The organism is uncultured Bacteroides sp. (assembly GCF_958445495.1).
Lineage (GTDB): Bacteria > Bacteroidota > Bacteroidia > Bacteroidales > Bacteroidaceae > Bacteroides.
Genome location: NZ_CAUCSQ010000008.1, coordinates 105174 through 125419, shown reverse-complemented (window position 1 = coordinate 125419; position 20246 = coordinate 105174). Strand labels below are relative to the sequence as shown.

The window sequence follows — 20246 nt, the reverse complement described above, 5'->3', positions numbered from 1 at the left end:
CACGAACGATTGACACACAGCTTGCATTGTTCTGAATTCATCGAACTCACGTTAATTATACGTGCCAGGAGGGGGACTACATCAAAACATGCACAGTGCCTTCTCCCAAGCTGGACGAGACGGACTTGGAGAGGGAGAAAAGGATGCTGAAAATCTGACGTTCTTTGCCGGGTGCATCCCGATACGGGCTTTTTTTCAAACAGGCTATGGCAAGGAGTTTAACCGCATAAATGCCGTAAGAGGGAGTTACACTCAAACCGGCAATGGGGCGGTTTCGCTTGCTGTTTACGGATGAGACAGGGTAATCTTCCCGTTCCAATTTTCAGGTTGGAATGATTCGGGGTTGGAACGAGGGGGATTTTTCTTTGTAAAGGGGTTCTTTAAGAATGTTCATAAAACAAGGATGAACTGTCATAGAAAGAAAAGCCGAATACGGTTAATTGATAACTAGCATTGAAAGGGGTGTCAAAATTCAATTTTAGAGGAAATGAACTTTTCATTTGAAACCCGGCACTCTCCATCGGAAACTCGACACTCTTCATCGGAAACCCGACATTCTTCATCAGAAACCCGACACTCTTCATCAGAAACCCGACACTCTTCATCAGAAACCCGACACTCTTCATTTGAAACCTGGCACTCTTCATCGGAAATAAAAAAGGCCGTATCAACTCTGTTTTTGAGTGATGATACGGCCATTTTTTATGTTTATCAGTCAGATTCTGTAACTGTTCCGAGTGTTCATCTTAGTTTCGACACACTCCCTTCAACCAATTTCAAGGTACGCCATTTACCGTACCAGATTTCCTTTAAGAAGAAGTTTTCCTTTTTGGGAAGGTTTCCTTTAAAGTCTCCAAGGGTTTCTTTAAAGTTGTTTCTTCCGGTCCGGGAGGTTTCCGACTGTAGGAGGTCTCTATTTACAGGATTCCCTGTTCTTACAACCTGTTTCGAAATTGCCTCCGTCAGGCGTCACGCAAGGTATCTTAACCACCTACTTGTCTGCTCTTCTTTTTTCGGCAGCGGTTCTCTTTCAACCGCTAAAAGAAGAATCTTAATATATCATTAAAATTCGCCCAAATCAACAGAATGAAGAGCAGAATCATACCGGTCATCTGGGCATATTCCATAAACTTGTCACTCGGCTTGCGACGGGCTATCATCTCATAGAACAGGAAAAGCACGTGTCCGCCGTCCAATGCCGGAATGGGCAGGATATTCATGAAGGCAAGGATGATGGAGAGGAAGGCTGTCATGTACCAGAACTGATGCCAGTCCCACGTAGCGGGGAAGATACTGCCAATCGTGCCGAAACCGCCCAGTTGTTTCGCTCCTTCTTTAGAGAAGAGGTATTTCATGTTTCCCACGTAGCCTTTCAGGGTGTTGACGCCAAGGGAGACACCTGCCGGAAAGGATTCGAAGAAACTGTACTGTTTCTTAACCATCGGCAACAACCGTTCTGTAACCAACGTGGCGGTCACTCCCATGAGGTAGGCCGAATCGACTCTGAGGCTCACTGTATCCGTCACGCCGCCACGCACGTAAGTCAAGTTTATCAGGCGGGAATCGATGCTGTCTTTGAGAAGGGCGGCTTCGTTTTTCTTACGTTCGGCCATCGCTTCTTTAAAATCGGAGAAGGATATGGACTTGCCGTCCAGAGCGATGATGCTGTCTCCGGGCTGTATGCCTGCTTTCGCGGCGGGTGAGTTCACCATCACGCTATCTACCACATAGGGGAAACGGAAAGAGGCGAAACGGACGCTGTCAACCAACAGGCGTTGCATCAAATCATCGGGGATGTAGACGGAGGCTTTCACGCCGTCACGGAGCACGCTGACTTCACGCGCATCGACAATCCGGTTCAGCATATCGCCGTCATAGCGTTCGAAGGGAACGCCGTCGGCGGAAAGCAATATGTCTCCGTCTTTGAAACCGACGGATTTGGCTGTTTCGTTAAAGTCCATGCCGAAAGGGGTTTCCTGCACTTTTACGTATTGGTCGCCCCAGGCGAAAAGAATCATCGAGTAGATGAACAATGCCAACAGGAAATTGAACAGGACTCCACCCACCATTATCAACAGGCGTTGCCATGCCGGTTTGGAACGGAACTCCCACGGTTGTTCGGGTTGTTTCATCTGTTCGGTATCCATCGACTCGTCAATCATACCGGATATTTTTACATAACCGCCCAAAGGCAACCAGCCTACCGCATATTCGGTTTCGCTTTTCTTGGGCTTGAACTTGAACAGAGTGAACCAAGGGTCGAAGAATAAGCAGAATTTTTCTACACGCACCTTGAATAACCGGGCAAAAAGGAAATGCCCGCCTTCGTGAATGATGACGAGCAAAGAAAGGCTCATTATCAATTGCAGGGCACGAATCAAAAATGTTTCCATGTTTATTAATTACGTATTACTAAATTACAAATATTCAATTAAAATGATGGCCGGGGAACCCGGACGCAAACCGGACGACGGACGGACGGCATTCAGGCTGAATCCGGATGGGACCTGGACTGAACCCGGATGGTGTCCGAGCCGGGAACGGTGTTTTTTCCATAACCGCCGTTTTTTTTACCGGGAGACCAGCTCCGAAGCGATTTTCCGCGCTTCCCGGTCTGTCGCCACATAATCTTCATAAGTGGGATTCGACACGAAAGAGGCACGTTCCATCGTTTTCTCTATCACATCGCTCATACCTAGAAAGCTGATGTTGTCTTCCAGGAAAGAGGAGACGACTACTTCGTTGGCGGCATTCACGATGCACGGCATATTTCCTCCACGGTACATGGCTTCATAGGCCAGGGCCAGGTTACGGAAACGTTTCGTATCCGGCTGTTCGAACGTCAGGCTTGCACATCTGGCAAAATCGAGCCTGTCAAAAGAGGAACTGATACGGTCGGGATAGGAGAATGCATACTGGATGGGCAGGCGCATATCCGGCATGCCTAACTGGGCTTTCACCGCACCGTCTTCAAACTGCACCATCGAATGGATTATCGACTGCGGATGGACAACGACTTCGATTTGACCGGGCTGGACGCCGAACAGCCACTTGGCTTCAATGACTTCAAAGCCTTTGTTCATCATGGTGGCTGAATCAACGGTTATCTTGGCTCCCATCTTCCAGTTCGGATGTTTCAGGGCTTGTGCCTTTGTCACGGTTTTCAACTGTTCCAGCGTATATGTGCGGAACGGTCCTCCCGAAGCTGTGAGTATCAGTTTCTCAACCGGATTCCCGACTTCTCCCGTCAGACACTGGAAAAGGGCGGAGTGTTCGGAATCTACCGGCAGAATCGGGGCGCGATATTGCAACGCCAACTGATTTATCAGCTCTCCGGCCACGACCAGCGTTTCTTTATTAGCCAGTGCAATGGCTTTCCCCGCACGAATCGCATTGATGGTAGGTTTCAGCCCGGCATAGCCGACCATCGCCGTCAGCACCATATCGATAGCGCCCATTTCCACAATCTGGCAAATGGCCTCTGTGCCCGCATAGACTTTAACGGGCTGCTCTTTCAACGCTTCTTTCAGCTCACCGTATTTGTCTTCATTGGCTATCACGACTATCTCCGGCTGGAATTTCTTAGCCTGGGCTATCAACAAGTCGACCCGGTTGTTGGCTGTCAAAGCGTACGGTTCGTACAATTCCGGATGTTCTTCTATGACTTGCAACGCCTGGGTTCCGATTGAACCGGTAGAACCCAGGATGGCTATCCGTTTTTTCTTTTTGTCAGTTTCTATATTCATTTTTATTTATATCCTCTCTTTCCTGCTTGCCGTTCATTCAAAATACAATGTATTTTTCCGGATTGACCGGATGGCCTTTGTACCAAAGTTCAAAATGCAAATGCGGTCCCGTACTGAGTGTTCCGCTATTTCCGACTAAAGCGATTGCTTCTCCTCCTTTCACACGGTCGCCTTCTTTCTTCAACAGGGAACTGCAATGCTTATAAATCGATACCAGGTCTTGGTTATGCTGGATTCCTATCAAATAGCCTGTCTCGGCCGTATAGGTGCTTAAAATGACGGTTCCGTCCATCGTTGCCAGCACGCTTTCATTGGGATTGGCCGCGATGTCTGTCCCGTAATGCTTTTCTTCCGCATTGAAATGTTCTGAAAGCATTCCGCGTGCAGGACGGTACAGTATCAGCCCGTTGACCTCCGGCCGGGAGGTTATGGTCGTCAGATTGTACTTTTCGTTTTCTTCGTACTGGCGGCGGAATTCTTCTTCGCGTTTTGTCCGTTCCATCAGGGTATCTTCACGGGCTGCGGTCAGGGAATCAAGTGTCTGTACGCTGTCTATCGCTACTTTCCCGCTAAAAATATCCTGTATATTCATGATGTACAGATTCTGCCTGTCGAGTACTTGCTGCAAAGAGTCTACCCGCAGGGCGTTGTCTACAATTTGCGTACGGACTTCGCTGTTCATATATCCCGGAAGGTAGTTCCGAAGGGGGGTGAAAGCGATGATGCAGGCTGCTATCAGGAAAAGAACCGCCAAAACACAAAGCAGCACCGAAAGACCGTTCAACTTAGACACACGAAGCCCTACAATCTCTTCAAGCGTATTTTCGTTGACAATCGTTACTTTATACTTGAACTTGAAGTTCTTCCAAAAGGCTCTGCTTCGTTTTTTCTTTGGCATCTCAGGTTATTTACTGATTACAAATTCCTGTTTATTATATTTCACTCTTCTTCCAGATTCAACAATCCTTCGGGAAGCTTCACTGTGATGACTTTCCGTTTCCTGTCTATCCCCCGTATGAATTCTTCCCGGGCGGGAACGAGTATTTCTCCGTCTTCTCCCTGAACGACGAAAAGGGTATTCACCGTAGTGGTGTCTACGTCTGTTATTTCTCCCAGCATCCCGTAATGAATCTCTTCCATCAGGAAGCCGGTAAAGAAGTTCCAGGACAGTTCGCCTCCGTCTGCTTCTTCCGCATATTTCACCGGGAAGTAGACTTCTACATTGGTGAACATCCGCGCACGTTCGGCCGTATCTATTCCTTCAAGCTTCACCAAAGCGGTGGAATCGGAACGGAAACGGTATTCTTCTATGAAAAAGGGGACGAATATGCCGTCGAGCAGGCACACCAGGTAGTCGCAATCCGCCCGGTCGAAAATATCGTCCGTAAAGGTGAACTGCAATTCTCCGTGAATGCCGTGGGGCTTATTGAACAATCCTATTTTATATACTTCTTCTTTTTTTATCATATCCGGGTGATTCTGGCTCCAATGGCATTCAAACGTCCTTCAATATTCTGGTATCCGCGGTCTATCTGCTCGATATTGCTAATCGTGCTGGTTCCTTCCGCACTCATGGCGGCAATCAGAAGGGCGATGCCCGCACGGATATCCGGCGAGGTGAGACGCGCCCCGCGTAACGTAAATCCGTGATTATGCCCGATGACTACGGCACGGTGGGGGTCGCAGAGGATGATCTGTGCGCCCATATCTATCAGCTTGTCTACGAAGAACAGGCGGCTTTCGAACATTTTCTGATGAATCAGCACGCTTCCTTTCGCCTGGGTGGCTACAACGAGCATCACGCTCAACAGGTCGGGAGTCAGCCCCGGCCAGGGCGCATCGGCTATCGTCATGATAGAGCCGTCGATAAAGGATTCAATCTCGTACATTTCTTGTGCCGGGACATAGATATCGTCTCCTCTTTGTTCGAGTTTTATGCCCAGACGGCGGAAACTTTCAGGGATAATGCCGAGGTTTCCGTAGGAGACGTTCTTTATGGTTATTTCACTTTTAGTCATCGCCGCCATCCCTATAAAGCTGCCGACTTCAATCATGTCCGGCAATACGGTGTGGCGTGTACCGTGAAGTTCTTCCACTCCTTCGATGGTCAGCAAATTGGATGCAATGCCGCTAATCTTCGCTCCCATCCGGTTAAGCATGTGGCAGAGTTGCTGCAAATAAGGCTCGCAAGCGGCATTATAGATGGTGGTCGTGCCTTTGGCAAGCACGGCGGCCATCACGATATTCGCCGTTCCGGTGACGGACGCTTCATCCAGCAGCATATAGTTGCCTTGAAGCCTGCCGGCCGTTATTTCATATATCTCCCGCTCTTCATCGTAACGGAAGTCCGCACCCAGATTCTGGATTCCCAGGAAATGGGTGTCTAAACGGCGGCGGCCGATTTTGTCGCCTCCCGGCTTGGATATCAGGGCTTTTCCGAAACGTGCCACCATCGGCCCGATTAGCATCACGGAACCGCGGAGGCTGGAGCATTTTTTAAGGAATTCATCGCTTTCCAGGTAATCCAGGTCGATATGTCCTGCCTTGAATGTATATGTGTCAATGCTTTTCTTCGCAACCGTCACCCCCATCTCCCGCATCAACTGAATCAGGTTGTTGACATCCAGAATGTCGGGTATGTTGTCTACCGTCACTTCCTCTGCAGTCAGCAACGTGGCACAGATTATCTGCAAAACCTCGTTTTTAGCGCCTTGCGGATAAATCTCTCCGCTAAGCCGGTGTCCTCCTTCGATTACAAATGAAGCCATATCTTTTGAATTTTGAATTACGGACTATGAATCATGAATGAAGGTTATGCCATTCAACTGCATTCAAATCAAAATTCATAACCGGTAACCGATAATTAATTACGGTAATTTCTCCGCTGGTTGTTCTGACGGTTGTTATTATAGTTCATCTTCGGACGATAGTTCTGATTGAGGCGTTCCGCCATGAGCCGGACAATGTCATCCGTCATCTGGAGTTTTCCGTCAGAAAGCTCATAAAGGTCTTCGGCTATTTTTTTATCGTCTACCGTATCCTTATTCCATGCCATATAGTCTTTCTTCATGTGATTGCAAATCAGGGCAACCAGATTGCGCTTTTCATTTCCTTCCGGGAATTCAATGGCTTTCTTGATGAGGACTTCCAGCGTACGTCCGTAATGGCGGTAGCGCATGCGGGCGACATTGTAGGGTATGGGCTCCGGACGGGTCACCAGATTGTCTTTGCGGATGATTTCATAAGGATAGTCAATATCCAATTCAAAACCGGACATGATAGCCAGGTGGTCCCAAAGTTTGTGCTTGAAATCGGGCACATCGCGCAAGTGGGGAAACATGTTTCCCATAATGTTGATAATCGTATTGGCACAACGTTGGCGTTCCGCACGGTCTTGGATGGTCAACGCATAATCTACCATGTTCTGGATGCTGCGCCCGTATTCGGGAAGCGGCATTCTCTTTTGTTGGGTATTGTATTGCATTTATTGAATTTATGATTTATTGATTGATTTTATTCCATGATTTTTATCGAGGCTACTGATTCCCTATTTAACCGATATCATCTTCCCGGTGTGCCGATAAGTTTTTTTTCGGCATAGAGGCGACAAATTCTTTCAAATAGAAAGGCTCGAAATAGGCTATGTCTTTATACTCTTCCCTTGCAACCGCTTTTTCCGCCAGCGGGAACATCATCTTTGCCAACGGATGGATGTCGTCAATGAAACGGGCATTGGGATGGAGTATCTTCTCACGGCATTTGGCGGCTCCGTTTCCAAAGAAATAGACCGGCCCCCGGTCCAGATATTCCCGATAGGAATTCTCATCTACGATATCCGCAGCGACGGGACGTTGCACATTCAGGGCGCGGTCGTAAACAGCCGCATATACTTCCATACGGCGGGCGTCAATCATCGGGCAAAGCAGGGCTTCTTCCGGCAAGTCGTGATACAACAGCACGGGAACGCTCAAGACTTCAAGCGTCGGAATGCCGATTAAGGGGATGTTGCGCCCGTAACAAACGCCTTTAGCCATCGAAACGCCTATTCTGAGCCCGGTATAGGAACCCGGACCGCAACTGACCGCAACGGCATCCAACGGTATGGCATGGCTGTCGACAAACGACAACGCTTCATCTACAAATACTCCTAAAGATACGGCATGGGAAGGACCTTGCAAATCCTCTTTCACAAAAATGGTCTGTCCGTCCTGACTAGCCGCTACCGAGCAAACAGATGTAGAGGTTTCAATATTTAGTACACACGACATAAAAATCAGCTTATTAAATTGTCGCAAATTTACATGATTATTTCCAATTCTTAAAATATTCGTGTACTTTTGCACAAAACTTTAAGGTTATGATACAGTCTATGACAGGATATGGCAAAGCTACAGCCGAACTTCCTGATAAAAAAATAAATGTAGAAATCAAATCGCTCAACAGCAAGGCTATGGATTTATCCACCCGCATTGCTCCGGCTTACCGCGAAAAAGAAATCGAAATCCGTAACGAGATTTCTAAAATCCTGGAACGCGGCAAGGTGGATTTCAGCCTGTGGATAGAAAAGAAAGAGGGGGCGGAAAACGCAACTCCTATCAACCAGGCATTGGTGGAGGGATATTACAAGCAGATAAAAGCCATTTCGGAAAATCTCGGCATTCCCGTACCTGCAGACTGGTTCCAGACATTGCTCCGCCTGCCGGACGTGATGACAAAAACGGAAATACAGGAGTTGTCGGAGGAAGAATGGGAGGTGGTGCATACCGCCGTATTGGAAGCGATTAACCATCTGGTGGATTTCCGCAGACAGGAAGGCGCGGCGCTGGAAAAGAAGTTTCGCGAGAAGATAGCCAATATCGCGCAATTGCTTGAGAAAGTTGCGCCCTACGAAAAAGAACGTGTGGAAAAGGTGAAAGAACGCATCACGGACGCACTGGAAAAGACCCTGAACACGGATTATGACAAAAACCGCTTGGAACAGGAGTTGATTTACTATATCGAAAAGCTGGACGTCAACGAGGAGAAACAGCGTTTGGGCAATCATCTGAATTATTTTATCAGTACTTTGGAGGGCGGTTGCGGACAAGGCAAGAAACTCGGATTCATCGCTCAGGAAATGGGACGGGAAATCAATACGTTAGGCAGCAAGTCCAATCATGCCGAAATGCAGAAAATCGTTGTCCAGATGAAAGATGAACTGGAACAAATCAAGGAACAAGTGCTGAATGTAATGTAAGTATTCTATAGTAACCGTCAATTGTCAACGAATAAAATGGGTGGTAAGTTAATCATTTTTTCCGCTCCTTCGGGTTCCGGAAAATCAACTATTATCAATTACCTGCTGACGCAGAACATGAATCTGGCATTTTCCGTCTCCGCCACAAGCCGTCCGCCACGCGGAACGGAAAGACACGGAGTCGAATATTTCTTTCTCACTCCGGAGGAGTTCCGCCGGCGTATTGAGAACAATGAGTTCCTGGAATACGAGGAGGTGTACAAAGACCGTTATTACGGGACACTGAAAGCGGAAGTGGAGAAACAACTGGAAAAAGGACAGAATGTGATATTCGATGTGGATGTAGTGGGCGGATGCAACATCAAGAAGTTCTACGGCGACCGTGCTTTATCCGTATTTATCCAGCCGCCTTCGGTGGATGAGTTGCGCTGCCGGTTGGAGAACCGCGGAACAGATGCGCCGGAAGTAATCGAGAGCCGTATCGCCAAAGCGGAATATGAGTTGGGATTTGCTCCGCAATTCGACTGTATCATCGTGAATGACGATTTGGAAAAGGCTAAGGCGGAAGCATCGGAAGTTATCAGGGAGTTTCTGGGGAAATAGCCGGTTGTGCGGTTTCCCTGTCGCATTTCTCCTGAAAACGGGAACGGGAAAGGTTTTGTTTATTCTATCCATAAAGGGATAGCTTTACCGTGTACCTGATTGCCGGTTGTCTCCTTACTAAATTTAAACTAATCAATAAGAAATCCTACGATGAATAAATTAAAGACCGGTATTTTCAGCGGTTCATTCAACCCCATCCACATCGGGCATCTGGCCCTGGCGAATTATCTCTGCGAATATGAAGGGCTGGACGAGCTTTGGTTTATGGTGACCCCCCGGAATCCTCTGAAAGTGCGTACCGGATTGTGGGATGAGGAATTACGCTTGAAGTTAGTGCAGCTTGCCACGGAAGATTATCCTCATTTCCGGGCGTCGGATTTCGAATTCCATCTTCCCCGGCCTTCATACAGCGTACATACATTGGAAAAGCTGCGTAAGGCTTATCCCGAACGGGAATTTTATTTTATCATAGGCTCGGACAACTGGTTGAATTTCGACCGTTGGTATAAATCGGACTGTATTATCAGAGATAACCGGATTCTTATTTATCCTCGTCCCGGATTTCCCATAGGAGCGAAAGAAGAGAGCTTGTTGCCGGAACATGTACGGTTTGTCCGCTCTCCGGTGTTCGATATCAGTTCTACATTCATCAGGAAAGCTCTGGAAAAGGGAAAAGACCTCCGTTATTTCCTGCATCCCAAAGTCTGGGAATACATAAACGCTATTTCAAACGATGGAGAGTAATCATTATTATCTCCGCTGGCGCACCCATTCGGACGGGCAGTTGTGATGTACCGATGCCATTGGTTATAATTATCGGGATTTTGGCCGTGTTATAGGAAAGCCCGGTTATGAAACGGTTGCCGTAACGGGAGTTCCGGACCGGGGTAATGCCGAAAATACGTACTTGTCCCCCATGGGTATGGCCCGCCAAAGCCAGGTCTGTATTGGCTACGGAGACGTCTTCTATATAATCCGGGGTATGTACCAGCAGAATCACGAAGTCTTCGGCAGACAGCGCCAGTGTGGGGGATACTCCGTTACGGGTCAAATCGAAAGGATTACGTACTCCGGCGATAATTATCTGCTGCCCGTCTTTGCGAAGCGTATCTACTTCGTGTTCCAATACGCGCATTCCGTAATGTTCCATCGTACGGACGATTTCATCATGACACCGCTCATAATCGTTATTTCCCATCACTCCGTAAATGCCCATCGGAGTTTTTACACGGGAAAGTGCCGAGAACAAGGGGTCTACATATTCACAACCTTCCTGATAATCGCCGCCCATTAATAATACGTCTGCTTTCCGGTCAATCAGCAGGCGGACCAAATCGTTCAGGCCTTTTTCTTTCAACAGGCTTTTATAATGCAAATCGGAAATGAAAGCAATGCGGAATCCCTCGAAGGCTTCGGGAACATCCCGATGGGTAAAACTATATTCTACGATGCGGTCTACCCCTGTATAGGCAGATGGCACTTTCGAGATTGAAGATGTTATCTTCGTCCCGCGAAGTACCCGGTTGGAAGGCTCGCATGCAGCAGGCAGTTGCGTTTTTACCGGTTTTTCTTTCTTTTTCGAGGTATCCAGCTCTTTCAACTGTGAATAGTCCGGAGCAAACAAACCGGCTGAGGCACGGGCGGTATCCGGATAAATCGAATCGGTATTCAGGAGTGGCGACGGCAACGTGACGACTAGATTTCTTTTGGATTTGCAAGAAACAAGTGAAAATAGCGTCATTAGGATTATCGGATAAATTATTCTCTTCATCTTCTCTTAGTTTGAAGTATTACGGGAGCGCAAAGATACGAAAAATCATGTATCTTTGTCCGTCAAAACTCTTTATAATATATTAAATCATGGAAGAAGTAAAGCGTAATTCTCTGGAAGCATGGATATTAGCAGCACGTCCCAAGACTCTTACGGGGGCGGTCACTCCCGTTTTAATAGGTACTTCACTGGCTGCTGTGGACGGGTGCTTCGAATGGGTTCCCGCACTGGTCTGCTGTCTGTTCGCAGGCTTGATGCAGATTGCCGCCAACTTCATCAATGACCTTTTCGATTTTCTGAAAGGGACAGACCGGGAAGACCGGCTAGGCCCCAAACGTGCTTGCGCGCAAGGATGGATTTCTCCGGGGGCAATGAAAACCGGAATTATCATCACCGTCTCGCTTGCCTGCCTCATCGGTTGCACGCTGTTGTTCTATGCCGGATGGGAACTGATTATCGTAGGGGTGCTTTGCGTCATATTCGCTTTTCTCTATACTACCGGCCCTTACCCTTTGTCTTATAACGGCTGGGGGGATGTCTTAGTCATTGTGTTTTTCGGTTTTGTCCCGGTGGGCGGAACTTATTATGTACAGGCACTGGCATGGACGGACAGTGTCACGGCGGCTTCTTTAATCTGCGGATTGCTTATCGACACATTATTGGTCGTCAATAATTACCGGGACCGTGAGGCGGACGCACGAAGCGGGAAAAAGACTGTCATCGTACGGTTCGGAGAGAAGTTCGGACGTTATCTTTACCTGTCGTTAGGAGTGGCGGCTTCTTTACTTTGCCTGTATTTCTTATCGGAAGGATATGTTTATGCCGCGCTCCTCCCCCAACTTTATCTGATTCCTCATGTTCTCACCTGGAGAAAAATGGTGAGAATACGCAGCGGCAAAAAACTAAACAGCATACTGGGCGAGACCTCGCGCAATATGCTGTTTATGGGAATTCTTTTATCAATTGGGTTTCTGCTTCATTTCCCGTACATCTTCTCGTAGTATCCCTGGTAATCTCCGCTAGTCACTTCTTCTACCCATGACTGGTTATTCAGATACCACTCAATCGTTTTCACGATGCCTGTCTCGAATTTGGTCTCGGGATACCAACCTAACTCCGCCGTGATTTTAGCCGGGTCAATCGCATAACGTTGGTCATGTCCCAGACGGTCCTTGACGAAGGTTATCAAATCGTCATTTATCCAGTCGACAGAGATTTCCCCGCCTTCGCCTTTCACTTTCTTTTTCAATACCTGGCGGTAGTTAGGATTTTCCGTCATCAGCCGGCGGATGGTTGCGATGGTGAGTTTCACAATCTCCAGGTTGGTCTTTTCATTATGCCCGCCCACATTATAGACTTCTCCTTCTTTTCCTTTACGCACTACGAGGTCGATGGCTTTACAATGGTCTTCTACGTAAAGCCAGTCGCGCACATTGCTCCCGTCGCCATAGACGGGCAGGTGTTTACCTTCAAGGATATTCTTGATAATCAACGGAATCAGCTTCTCCGGGAAATGATAGGGCCCGTAATTGTTTGAACAGCGGGTAATCGTCACCGGCATCTTATAAGTATCATGATAGGCCATCACTACCATATCCGCACTGGTCTTGGATGCGCTATACGGGCTGTGCGGACAGAGCGGCGTCGTCTCCGTGAAATATCCTTCCGCTCCTAAAGAGCCGTACACCTCGTCGGTAGAGACCTGATGAAAACGCACTCCTTTCCTCCAGGTAGGATAGCCTTGCTCGTCTTTCCCCATCACCCATGCACGACGGGCACAATCCAACAAGTTTTGCGTACCGAGAATATTGGTAATCAGAAAAAGCTGGGGATTATCTATACTACGGTCTACATGGCTTTCGGCTGCGAAATTCACCACATAGTCAAAACGGTACTCCGCAAACAAACTATCCACTATTTCACGGCTACAGATATCACCTTTGATAAAGAAACAACGTTCGTTGTCGATATCTTTGGCTATTGTGCCTAAATTTCCCGCATAGGTCAAAGCGTCCAGAATCACAACTTTTATGTCATTGTGTTTCGCCAGGATGTATTTGATATAGTTTGCACCGATAAATCCTGCGGCACCGGTCACCAGATAAGTTTTCATATTATTCTTATTATATTGATTTTAGGATTGTTTCGCCAATTCAACGAGGTATCTGCCGTATTCCGTCTTTTCAAGCCGCTGTCCGAGTAAAAGCAACTGTCCGGTCGGAATCCAACCCTGCCGCCAGGCAATCTCTTCGATACAACTGACATAAAAGCCCTGCCGGTTCTGAATGGTAGCTACGAAATTGGACGCTTCCAGAAGGCTGTCGCAATTTCCGGTATCCAACCATGCGAACCCGCGGCCGAAAAGCTCGACTTTCAATGTTCCTTCTTCCAGGTAGAGGCGGTTCAGGTCTGTTATTTCATATTCTCCACGGGCGGAAGGACGCAGGGAGGCCGCCTTTTCCGTTACGGTTGCATCATAGAAATACAGGCCCGGAACAGCATAATGGCTTTTCGGAACTGCCGGTTTTTCTTCCAAGGAAATGACTTTGCCTGTTTCGTCAAACTCCACGACTCCATAAGCACGGGGGTCCTTTACGTAATAGCCAAAGATACAGGCTCCTTTTTCCGTACCGGCAGCCCTGCGAAGCATCGCGGAAAACCTCTGGCCGTAAAACAGATTGTCTCCCAGAATCAGGCAGCCCGGTTCGCCATTTAAGAAACCTGCCCCCAAGACAAAGGCTTGGGCCAGGCCGTTGGGCCGTTCCTGAACTTGATAAGAAAAAGACATGCCTAATTCCTCACCCGTCCCCAGCAAGTCACGAAACATCGGCAAATCGCGTGGAGTCGATATAATCAGGACTTCGCGTATTCCAGCCAACATCAATGTAGACAACGGATAATATATCATCGGTTTGTCATACACAGGCATTATTTGTTTGGAAATCGCTTTAGAAAGCGGATAAAGGCGAGTAGCACTTCCTCCGGCCAGAATAATTCCTTTCATTGTTCGTCTGAGTTATTCGTTAACTGGGTACAAAGGTGGGAAAGAATTCCGAAATGACAAAAATAATGTGCCAATATTTCAATCCGCCAATTCGATAACCTCCAGCTCTTTAAATGTCCCCTCGTCAACTGTGAACCTCACTAATGTCCGTACTTTATGGAATCCGGACATCCCCGCAGCTCCCGGATTGATATGCAGCATGCCCAGCGTCTTGTCATATTTTACCTTTAATATATGGGAGTGTCCGCTGATAAACAGTTTGGGCGGATGCACCATCAGAGTGCCGATGACAGAGGAATCGTATTTCCCCGGATAACCTCCGATATGTTTCATCAGGACTTCCGCCCCATCTACCGTAAAACGGTTTACCAACGGGAATAATTTCCGGATTTCCTGGCCGTCAATATTGCCGTAGACAGCCCGGAACGGACGAAATGCAGCTAACTTTTCCGCTACTTCAAGCGAACCGATGTCTCCCGCATGCCAGATTTCATCACATGATTCAAAATACTCCAGATACTTCTCGTCCCAATAAGAATGAGTATCCGACAATAATCCAATTCTTGTCATAAATTTCTTTGTTTAATCCTGCAAAGATACTATATTTGGAAAAATCTTAAAGCACATGGAAAACAAATATAGTTATTTCAAACGAGATATCAGTTGGCTCTCATTCAATTACCGCGTACTGCTGGAGGCAATGGATGAGCGCTTGCCGCTTTACGAACGCATTAATTTCATTTCCATCTATTCTTCCAACCTGGAAGAATTTTACAAGATACGGGTAGCCGACCATAAGGCTATCGCATCAGGCGCTACGGAAAGCGATGAAGAAACCGTACAATCGGCACGCGAACTGGTGGAAGAAATCAACCGGGAGGTCACACGGCAACTGGACGACCGCGTCCGAATCTACGAACAGCTAATATTACCCGCATTGCGCAAAAACCATATCGTCTTTTATCAGGACAGCCACGTGGAACCGTTCCATCAACAATTTATCAAGGATTTTTTCCGGGAAGAAATCTTCCCTTATCTGCAACCTGTGCCTGTTTCCAAAGACAAAATCGTCTCTTTCCTGCGGGACAACCGTCTTTATCTCGCCATACGGGTTTACTTGAAAAGAGAAGAGGCTAAAGAGAAATATGCCAAAGGGGAATGTCCGGACACCGCCCGGCAACCTTATTACTTCGTCATGAAACAGCCTTACACCAAGGTTCCCCGTTTTATCGAGCTTCCGCCTCACGACAAGAATTATTATCTGATGTTTACCGAAGACATCATCAAGGCGAATCTTACTCTCATTTTTCCCGGATATGACGTTGACTCTTGCTACAGTATCAAAATCTCACGCGATGCGGATATCCTCATTGACGATACGGCCAGCAGCGCCGACCTGGTAGCCCAACTGAAGAAGAAGGTGAAAAAGCGCAAGATAGGCGATGTATGCCGTTTTGTCTATGACCGTGCCATGCCGCAGGATTTCCTCGATTTCTTAATCGACGCTTTCCACATACAGCGCGACGAGCTTGTGCCCGGAGACAAGCACCTGAACCTGGAGGACTTGCGGCATCTCCCGAATCCGAACAAGTCAGTCCACGGCTCCGAGAAACCGAAACCGATGAAACTGACCGTACTCGATGAGAAAGAGTCTATTTTCAACTATGTCGCCCAAAAGGACTTGCTGTTATATTATCCTTATCACTCTTTCGAACATTTCATCCATTTTCTCTACGAAGCCGTGCACAATCCCGAAACACGGGAGATTATGGTGACCCAATATCGCGTAGCGGAGAATTCTGCCGTTATCAACACATTGATAGCCGCCGCGCAAAACGGCAAGAAGGTGACTGTATTCGTCGAACTGAAAGCCCGGTTCGATGAAGAAAACAATTTGGCTACCGCCGAAATGATGCAAGCTGCCGGTATCAAAATCATATATAGTATTCCCGGCTTGAAAGTGCATGCCAAAGTGGCTCTTGTCCGCCGCCGCGGCCTCAACGGTAAGAAGATACCCAACTATGCCTATATCAGTACCGGTAACTTTAATGAGAAAACGGCGACTCTTTATGCTGACTGCGGTCTTTTCACGTGCCGTAAAGAAATCGTAAACGACCTTTATAACCTTTTCCGTACCTTGCAAGGCAAAGAGAATCTCCAATTCACCACTCTCCTTGTCGCCCGTTTTAATCTTATCCCTGAATTAAACCGCCTCATCGACCGTGAAATAGAGCTTGCCGACCAGGGTAAGACCGCCCGTATCATCCTTAAAATGAACGCTCTCCAGGACCCGATAATGATTAACCGCCTCTATGAGGCGTCCGAACACGGGGTCCGGATTGACCTTATCATCCGGGGCATCTGTTGCCTGATTCCCGGACAACCATACAGCCGCAACATCCGTATTACCCGTATCGTAGACAGTTTTCTGGAGCATGCGCGTGTCTGGTATTTCAACAACGACGGACATCCTAAGGTATTTATGGGTTCTCCCGACTGGATGCGCCGTAATCTTTACCGGCGCATAGAGGCTGTCACCCCGATTCTCGATTCCGAACTGCGTACCGGCCTGATTGAAATGTTGAATATCCAACTGTCTGACAATCAAAAGGCATGTTGGGTAGACGGCCGATTACAGAATGTATTCAAGAAAAGAAGTCCCGGAACACCCGGCGTCCGGGCGCAATATGCTTTCTATGACTGGTTAAGTAAAAAGAATACCTGAATGGGATTGTAACATAAATGTAACATGTATGACATTTCCCTGCAACCTTAAACTCCGTCCTTTGCAGGTGGAAATAACATACACAACTTTATGGAGACAATTTATTTATGTATTATCATCTTCCTTTTCGTACTTGCCATATTCGACCTTATCGTCGGAGTAAGTAACGATGCTGTCAACTTTCTTAACTCGGCCGTAGGAGCCAAAGCCGCTTCATTTAAAACAATCCTGTTTATTGCCGGGGTAGGAATCTTTATCGGAGCTTCGCTCTCTAACGGCATGATGGACATTGCCCGGCACGGCATTTACCAACCCGAACATTTCTACTTTGCCGAAATCATGTGTATCCTGCTGGCCGTCATGCTCACGGATGTAGTCTTGCTGGATGTGTTCAACTCTATGGGAATGCCTACCTCTACCACGGTTTCTCTGGTTTTTGAATTGTTGGGAGGTACTTTCGCACTCTCGCTCATAAAGGTACACAATAGCGACACGCTCGGATTGGGCGACCTGATAAATACCGATAAAGCTCTTTCGGTCATTATGGCGATTTTCGTATCCGTAGCAATCGCTTTTTTCTTCGGAATGCTCGTTCAATGGCTGGCACGTGTGATATTTACTTTCAACTACACAAAAAAGATAAAATACAGCATTGCGCTTTTCGGAGGAATAGCCGCTACCTCTATCATTTATTTCATGCTTATCAAAGGACTGAAAGACAGTTCTTTCATGACTCCTGAGAACAAACATTGGATACAGGAAAACACGTGGACGCTCATCGGCGTTTCTTTTGTATTCTTTACCATCTTAATGCAGATACTCCACTGGTTGAAAATCAATGTTTTCAAAGTCGTGGTGTTGATGGGAACTTTCGCCCTCGCTCTCGCCTTTGCCGGCAATGACCTCGTTAACTTCATCGGTGTCCCTCTTGCCGGTTTCTCTTCTTTTATGGATTTTACGGCTAACGGAAACGGGAATCCGGAAAGTTTCCTGATGACTTCCCTGCTCGGTCCTGCCAAAACTCCCTGGTATTTCCTGATAGGTGCGGGCATGATTATGGTTTACGCACTCTGCACTTCTAAAAAAGCACATGCTGTTATCAAAACTTCCGTTGACCTTTCGCGCCAGGATGAAGGAGAGGAGAATTTCGGAAGTACTCCTATAGCCCGTACATTGGTCCGTTTCAGCATGACACTGGCAAACGGAATATCGCAAATCACTCCTGAAAGCACCAAAAAATGGATAAACACCCGTTTCCGGAAAGATGAGGCGATTATTGCCGACGGAGCGGCCTTTGACCTTGTCCGGGCTTCCGTAAATCTGGTATTGGCAGGCCTTCTCATCGCTTTGGGAACTTCCTTGAAACTTCCTCTGTCAACGACTTATGTCACTTTCATGGTAGCAATGGGAAGTTCATTGGCCGACCGTGCATGGGGACGCGATTCTGCCGTTTACCGCATCACAGGCGTACTAAGCGTTATCGGCGGCTGGTTTATCACTGCCGGAGCAGCTTTTACTATCTGTTTCTTTGTAACCATGGTATTACATTACGGAGGCAACATTTCTATCATCGTACTGATAGCCCTGGCTGTATTTATCCTGATACGCAGCCAAGTAATGTACAAAAAACGTAAAGCGAAAGAACAGGGCAACGAAACCCTGAAACAGTTGATGCAGACATCGGACAGTGAGGAAGCCCTGCAATTAATGCGCAAGCACACCCGCGAGGAACTTGGCAAGGTACTCGAATATGCAGAAACCAACTTTGAGCTGACCGTCAACTCGTTTATCCATGAAAACCTGAGAGGATTACGCCGCGCGATGGGAGCTACCAAGTTTGAAAAACAACTTATCAAACAGATGAAACGTACGGGAACCGTAGCCATGTGCCGTCTCGACAATAACACTGTTCTCGAAAAAGGGCTCTATTATTACCAGGGCAACGATTTCGCCAGTGAACTGGTTTACTGTATTTCCCGACTTTGCGAACCGTGCCTGGAGCATATCGATAACAATTTCAATCCGTTAGACGCTATCCAAAAAGGTGAATTCGGTGATGTAGCCGAAGATATCACTTATCTGATTCAACAATGCCGTAAAAAAATAGAGAACAACGATTATGACAACATGGAGGAGGATATTCACCGTGCAAACGAACTTAACGGGCAACTTTCATTGCTTAAACGCAAAGAATTGCAACGCATTCAAAGCCAGTCCGGAAGTATCCGTGTCAGCATGGTCTATCTGACAATGGTTCAGGAAGCGCAAAATGTGGTGACTTATACGATTAACCTCATGAAAGTCAGCCGTAAGTTCCAGATAGAAGCGGAAATGCCATAAAAAACGGGAGGGAATTACATCGTCTCTTCCGGTCACTAAAAGTTTATCTTGCACATCGCGGTATTTTTCATTGTTTTACTGAAAAAATCCGGCAGTGTGCAAGATATATTATATAAAATACAATGACTGATTGCAGAAGTTTGCCTCTTCAAGGCTACAGGAAGAAATAAATTCACTTACTCATATTGCAATTCCCATCGGGAAGGCTTTATTTACAGACTTAAAATGGACGGATTTTAAATTGCCGATACGTCGCTCGCATCCGTCATCCGCCACTCATTTCCCCGATGTCCCTGTCACCATTTCAAATCAGGTAAATACTTGCTTAACGTGGTACGAAGGATGTTTAATGTAATCGGCTTCACCAACACTTCGGTAGCACCCGCGTTCATCGCGTTTTCCCTGTCCGAACTGAAAGCATAGGCAGTCTGCATGATAATAGGAATCTCCTTATTCGTTTCACGGATAATTTTCGTAGCTTCCAACCCATTCATTACCGGCATCTTAATATCCATCAGCATGGCACTGGCATGCTCCTGGTGCTGCAGGAACAACTGTATCATTTCCTCACCGTTCCTCGCCCATTCTATGTCACATTTTTTACCTATTATGGCCTTGATTAATTTGAAGTTGCTGTCATCATCTTCCGCTACCAAAATGAGTGGTCTGAATTCATTTACCTGTCCATTTTCCATGTTGCTTGTATATTGTTATTTTATTTGTATTTCCGAGCCGGTCTCTCTTTTCAGCGCGCAAGTTATAAAAAAGATTCATATATTTCGCTATCTTTGCAGGGCAAATTGCAATTTATAAAGAATAAT

At 47.0% G+C, this 20246-nt stretch carries 20 protein-coding genes; 6 read left to right on the top strand and 14 right to left on the bottom strand.

The features are described 5' to 3' along the window. Positions 1–76: 76 nt before the first annotated feature. The 9 genes from Q5076_RS04705 to tsaB form a co-directional block, all read right to left on the bottom strand. Positions 77–319 (bottom strand): hypothetical protein, encoded by a 243-nt coding sequence (locus Q5076_RS04705; RefSeq protein ID WP_303011237.1) that lies wholly within the window; start codon positions 317–319, stop codon positions 77–79. A gap of 146 nt (positions 320–465) precedes the next feature. Continuing rightward, positions 466–699 (bottom strand): hypothetical protein, encoded by a 234-nt coding sequence (locus Q5076_RS04700; RefSeq protein WP_303011235.1) that lies wholly within the window; start codon positions 697–699, stop codon positions 466–468. 338 nt (positions 700–1037) lie between these two features. Beyond that, positions 1038–2393 carry an RIP metalloprotease RseP gene (gene rseP / locus Q5076_RS04695; protein ID WP_303011234.1) on the bottom strand — a complete coding sequence of 452 codons (1356 nt, stop codon included), beginning with the start codon at positions 2391–2393 and terminating at the stop codon, positions 1038–1040. A 177-nt stretch (positions 2394–2570) separates the two neighbouring features. After that, positions 2571–3746, bottom strand: coding sequence for a 1-deoxy-D-xylulose-5-phosphate reductoisomerase (locus tag Q5076_RS04690; protein ID WP_303011233.1), 1176 nt, complete (start codon positions 3744–3746; stop codon positions 2571–2573). Positions 3747–3783: 37 nt separating this feature from the next. Further along, positions 3784–4644, bottom strand: coding sequence for a M23 family metallopeptidase (locus tag Q5076_RS04685; protein WP_303011232.1), 861 nt, complete (start codon positions 4642–4644; stop codon positions 3784–3786). A 41-nt stretch (positions 4645–4685) separates the two neighbouring features. Beyond that, a complete protein-coding gene (gene rimM, locus Q5076_RS04680; RefSeq protein WP_303011231.1) occupies positions 4686–5213 on the bottom strand; it encodes a ribosome maturation factor RimM in 528 nt (175 codons plus the stop codon). Then, complete coding sequence (gene murA, locus Q5076_RS04675) at positions 5210–6514, bottom strand: UDP-N-acetylglucosamine 1-carboxyvinyltransferase (protein WP_303011230.1); 1305 nt, start codon at positions 6512–6514, stop codon at positions 5210–5212. The genes rimM and murA overlap by 4 nt, the downstream gene beginning before the upstream one ends. A gap of 95 nt (positions 6515–6609) precedes the next feature. After that, positions 6610–7230 (bottom strand): DUF4290 domain-containing protein, encoded by a 621-nt coding sequence (locus Q5076_RS04670; protein ID WP_303011229.1) that lies wholly within the window; start codon positions 7228–7230, stop codon positions 6610–6612. Positions 7231–7297: 67 nt separating this feature from the next. Further along, entirely contained in the window at positions 7298–8014 is a 717-nt protein-coding gene (gene tsaB / locus Q5076_RS04665; RefSeq protein ID WP_303011228.1) for a tRNA (adenosine(37)-N6)-threonylcarbamoyltransferase complex dimerization subunit type 1 TsaB, read from the bottom strand. Between the two features lie 89 nt (positions 8015–8103). Here tsaB and Q5076_RS04660 point away from each other — a divergent pair, with 89 nt between their 5' ends. The 3 genes from Q5076_RS04660 (at position 8104) to nadD (ending at position 10329) form a co-directional block, all read left to right on the top strand. Beyond that, entirely contained in the window at positions 8104–8982 is an 879-nt protein-coding gene (locus Q5076_RS04660) for a YicC/YloC family endoribonuclease (protein ID WP_303011227.1), read from the top strand. Positions 8983–9018: 36 nt separating this feature from the next. After that, a complete protein-coding gene (gmk, locus tag Q5076_RS04655) occupies positions 9019–9585 on the top strand; it encodes a guanylate kinase (protein ID WP_303011226.1) in 567 nt (188 codons plus the stop codon). A 150-nt stretch (positions 9586–9735) separates the two neighbouring features. Next, on the top strand, positions 9736–10329 hold the full coding sequence (gene nadD / locus Q5076_RS04650) for a nicotinate (nicotinamide) nucleotide adenylyltransferase (RefSeq protein WP_303011225.1): 594 nt from the start codon (positions 9736–9738) through the stop codon (positions 10327–10329). Here nadD and Q5076_RS04645 read toward each other — a convergent pair. After that, positions 10307–11356, bottom strand: coding sequence for a metallophosphoesterase (locus Q5076_RS04645; protein ID WP_303011224.1), 1050 nt, complete (start codon positions 11354–11356; stop codon positions 10307–10309). The two genes, nadD and Q5076_RS04645, sit on opposite strands and share 23 nt — an antisense overlap. Before the next feature lie 89 nt (positions 11357–11445). Here Q5076_RS04645 and Q5076_RS04640 point away from each other — a divergent pair, with 89 nt between their 5' ends. After that, positions 11446–12357, top strand: a complete 912-nt coding sequence (locus Q5076_RS04640) for a 1,4-dihydroxy-2-naphthoate polyprenyltransferase (RefSeq protein WP_303011223.1) — start codon at positions 11446–11448, stop codon at positions 12355–12357. On the opposite strand, the gene rfbB is transcribed toward Q5076_RS04640, so the two are convergent. The 3 genes from rfbB to Q5076_RS04625 form a co-directional block, all read right to left on the bottom strand. Continuing rightward, positions 12333–13469 (bottom strand): dTDP-glucose 4,6-dehydratase, encoded by a 1137-nt coding sequence (gene rfbB, locus Q5076_RS04635; protein WP_303011222.1) that lies wholly within the window; start codon positions 13467–13469, stop codon positions 12333–12335. The genes Q5076_RS04640 and rfbB overlap by 25 nt on opposite strands. A gap of 21 nt (positions 13470–13490) precedes the next feature. After that, positions 13491–14360 carry a glucose-1-phosphate thymidylyltransferase RfbA gene (rfbA, locus tag Q5076_RS04630; RefSeq protein WP_303011221.1) on the bottom strand — a complete coding sequence of 290 codons (870 nt, stop codon included), beginning with the start codon at positions 14358–14360 and terminating at the stop codon, positions 13491–13493. 78 nt (positions 14361–14438) lie between these two features. Then, positions 14439–14930, bottom strand: coding sequence for a metallophosphoesterase (locus tag Q5076_RS04625; protein WP_303011219.1), 492 nt, complete (start codon positions 14928–14930; stop codon positions 14439–14441). Between the two features lie 55 nt (positions 14931–14985). Between Q5076_RS04625 and Q5076_RS04620 the strand changes: the two genes are divergently transcribed. Then, positions 14986–17085, top strand: coding sequence for an RNA degradosome polyphosphate kinase (locus Q5076_RS04620; protein WP_303011218.1), 2100 nt, complete (start codon positions 14986–14988; stop codon positions 17083–17085). 90 nt (positions 17086–17175) lie between these two features. Then, complete coding sequence (locus tag Q5076_RS04615) at positions 17176–19425, top strand: inorganic phosphate transporter (protein WP_303011217.1); 2250 nt, start codon at positions 17176–17178, stop codon at positions 19423–19425. Between the two features lie 296 nt (positions 19426–19721). Here the strand turns inward: Q5076_RS04615 and Q5076_RS04610 are convergent, their stop codons facing one another. Further along, positions 19722–20120, bottom strand: coding sequence for a response regulator (locus Q5076_RS04610; protein WP_303011216.1), 399 nt, complete (start codon positions 20118–20120; stop codon positions 19722–19724). Positions 20121–20246: the final 126 nt, after the last annotated feature.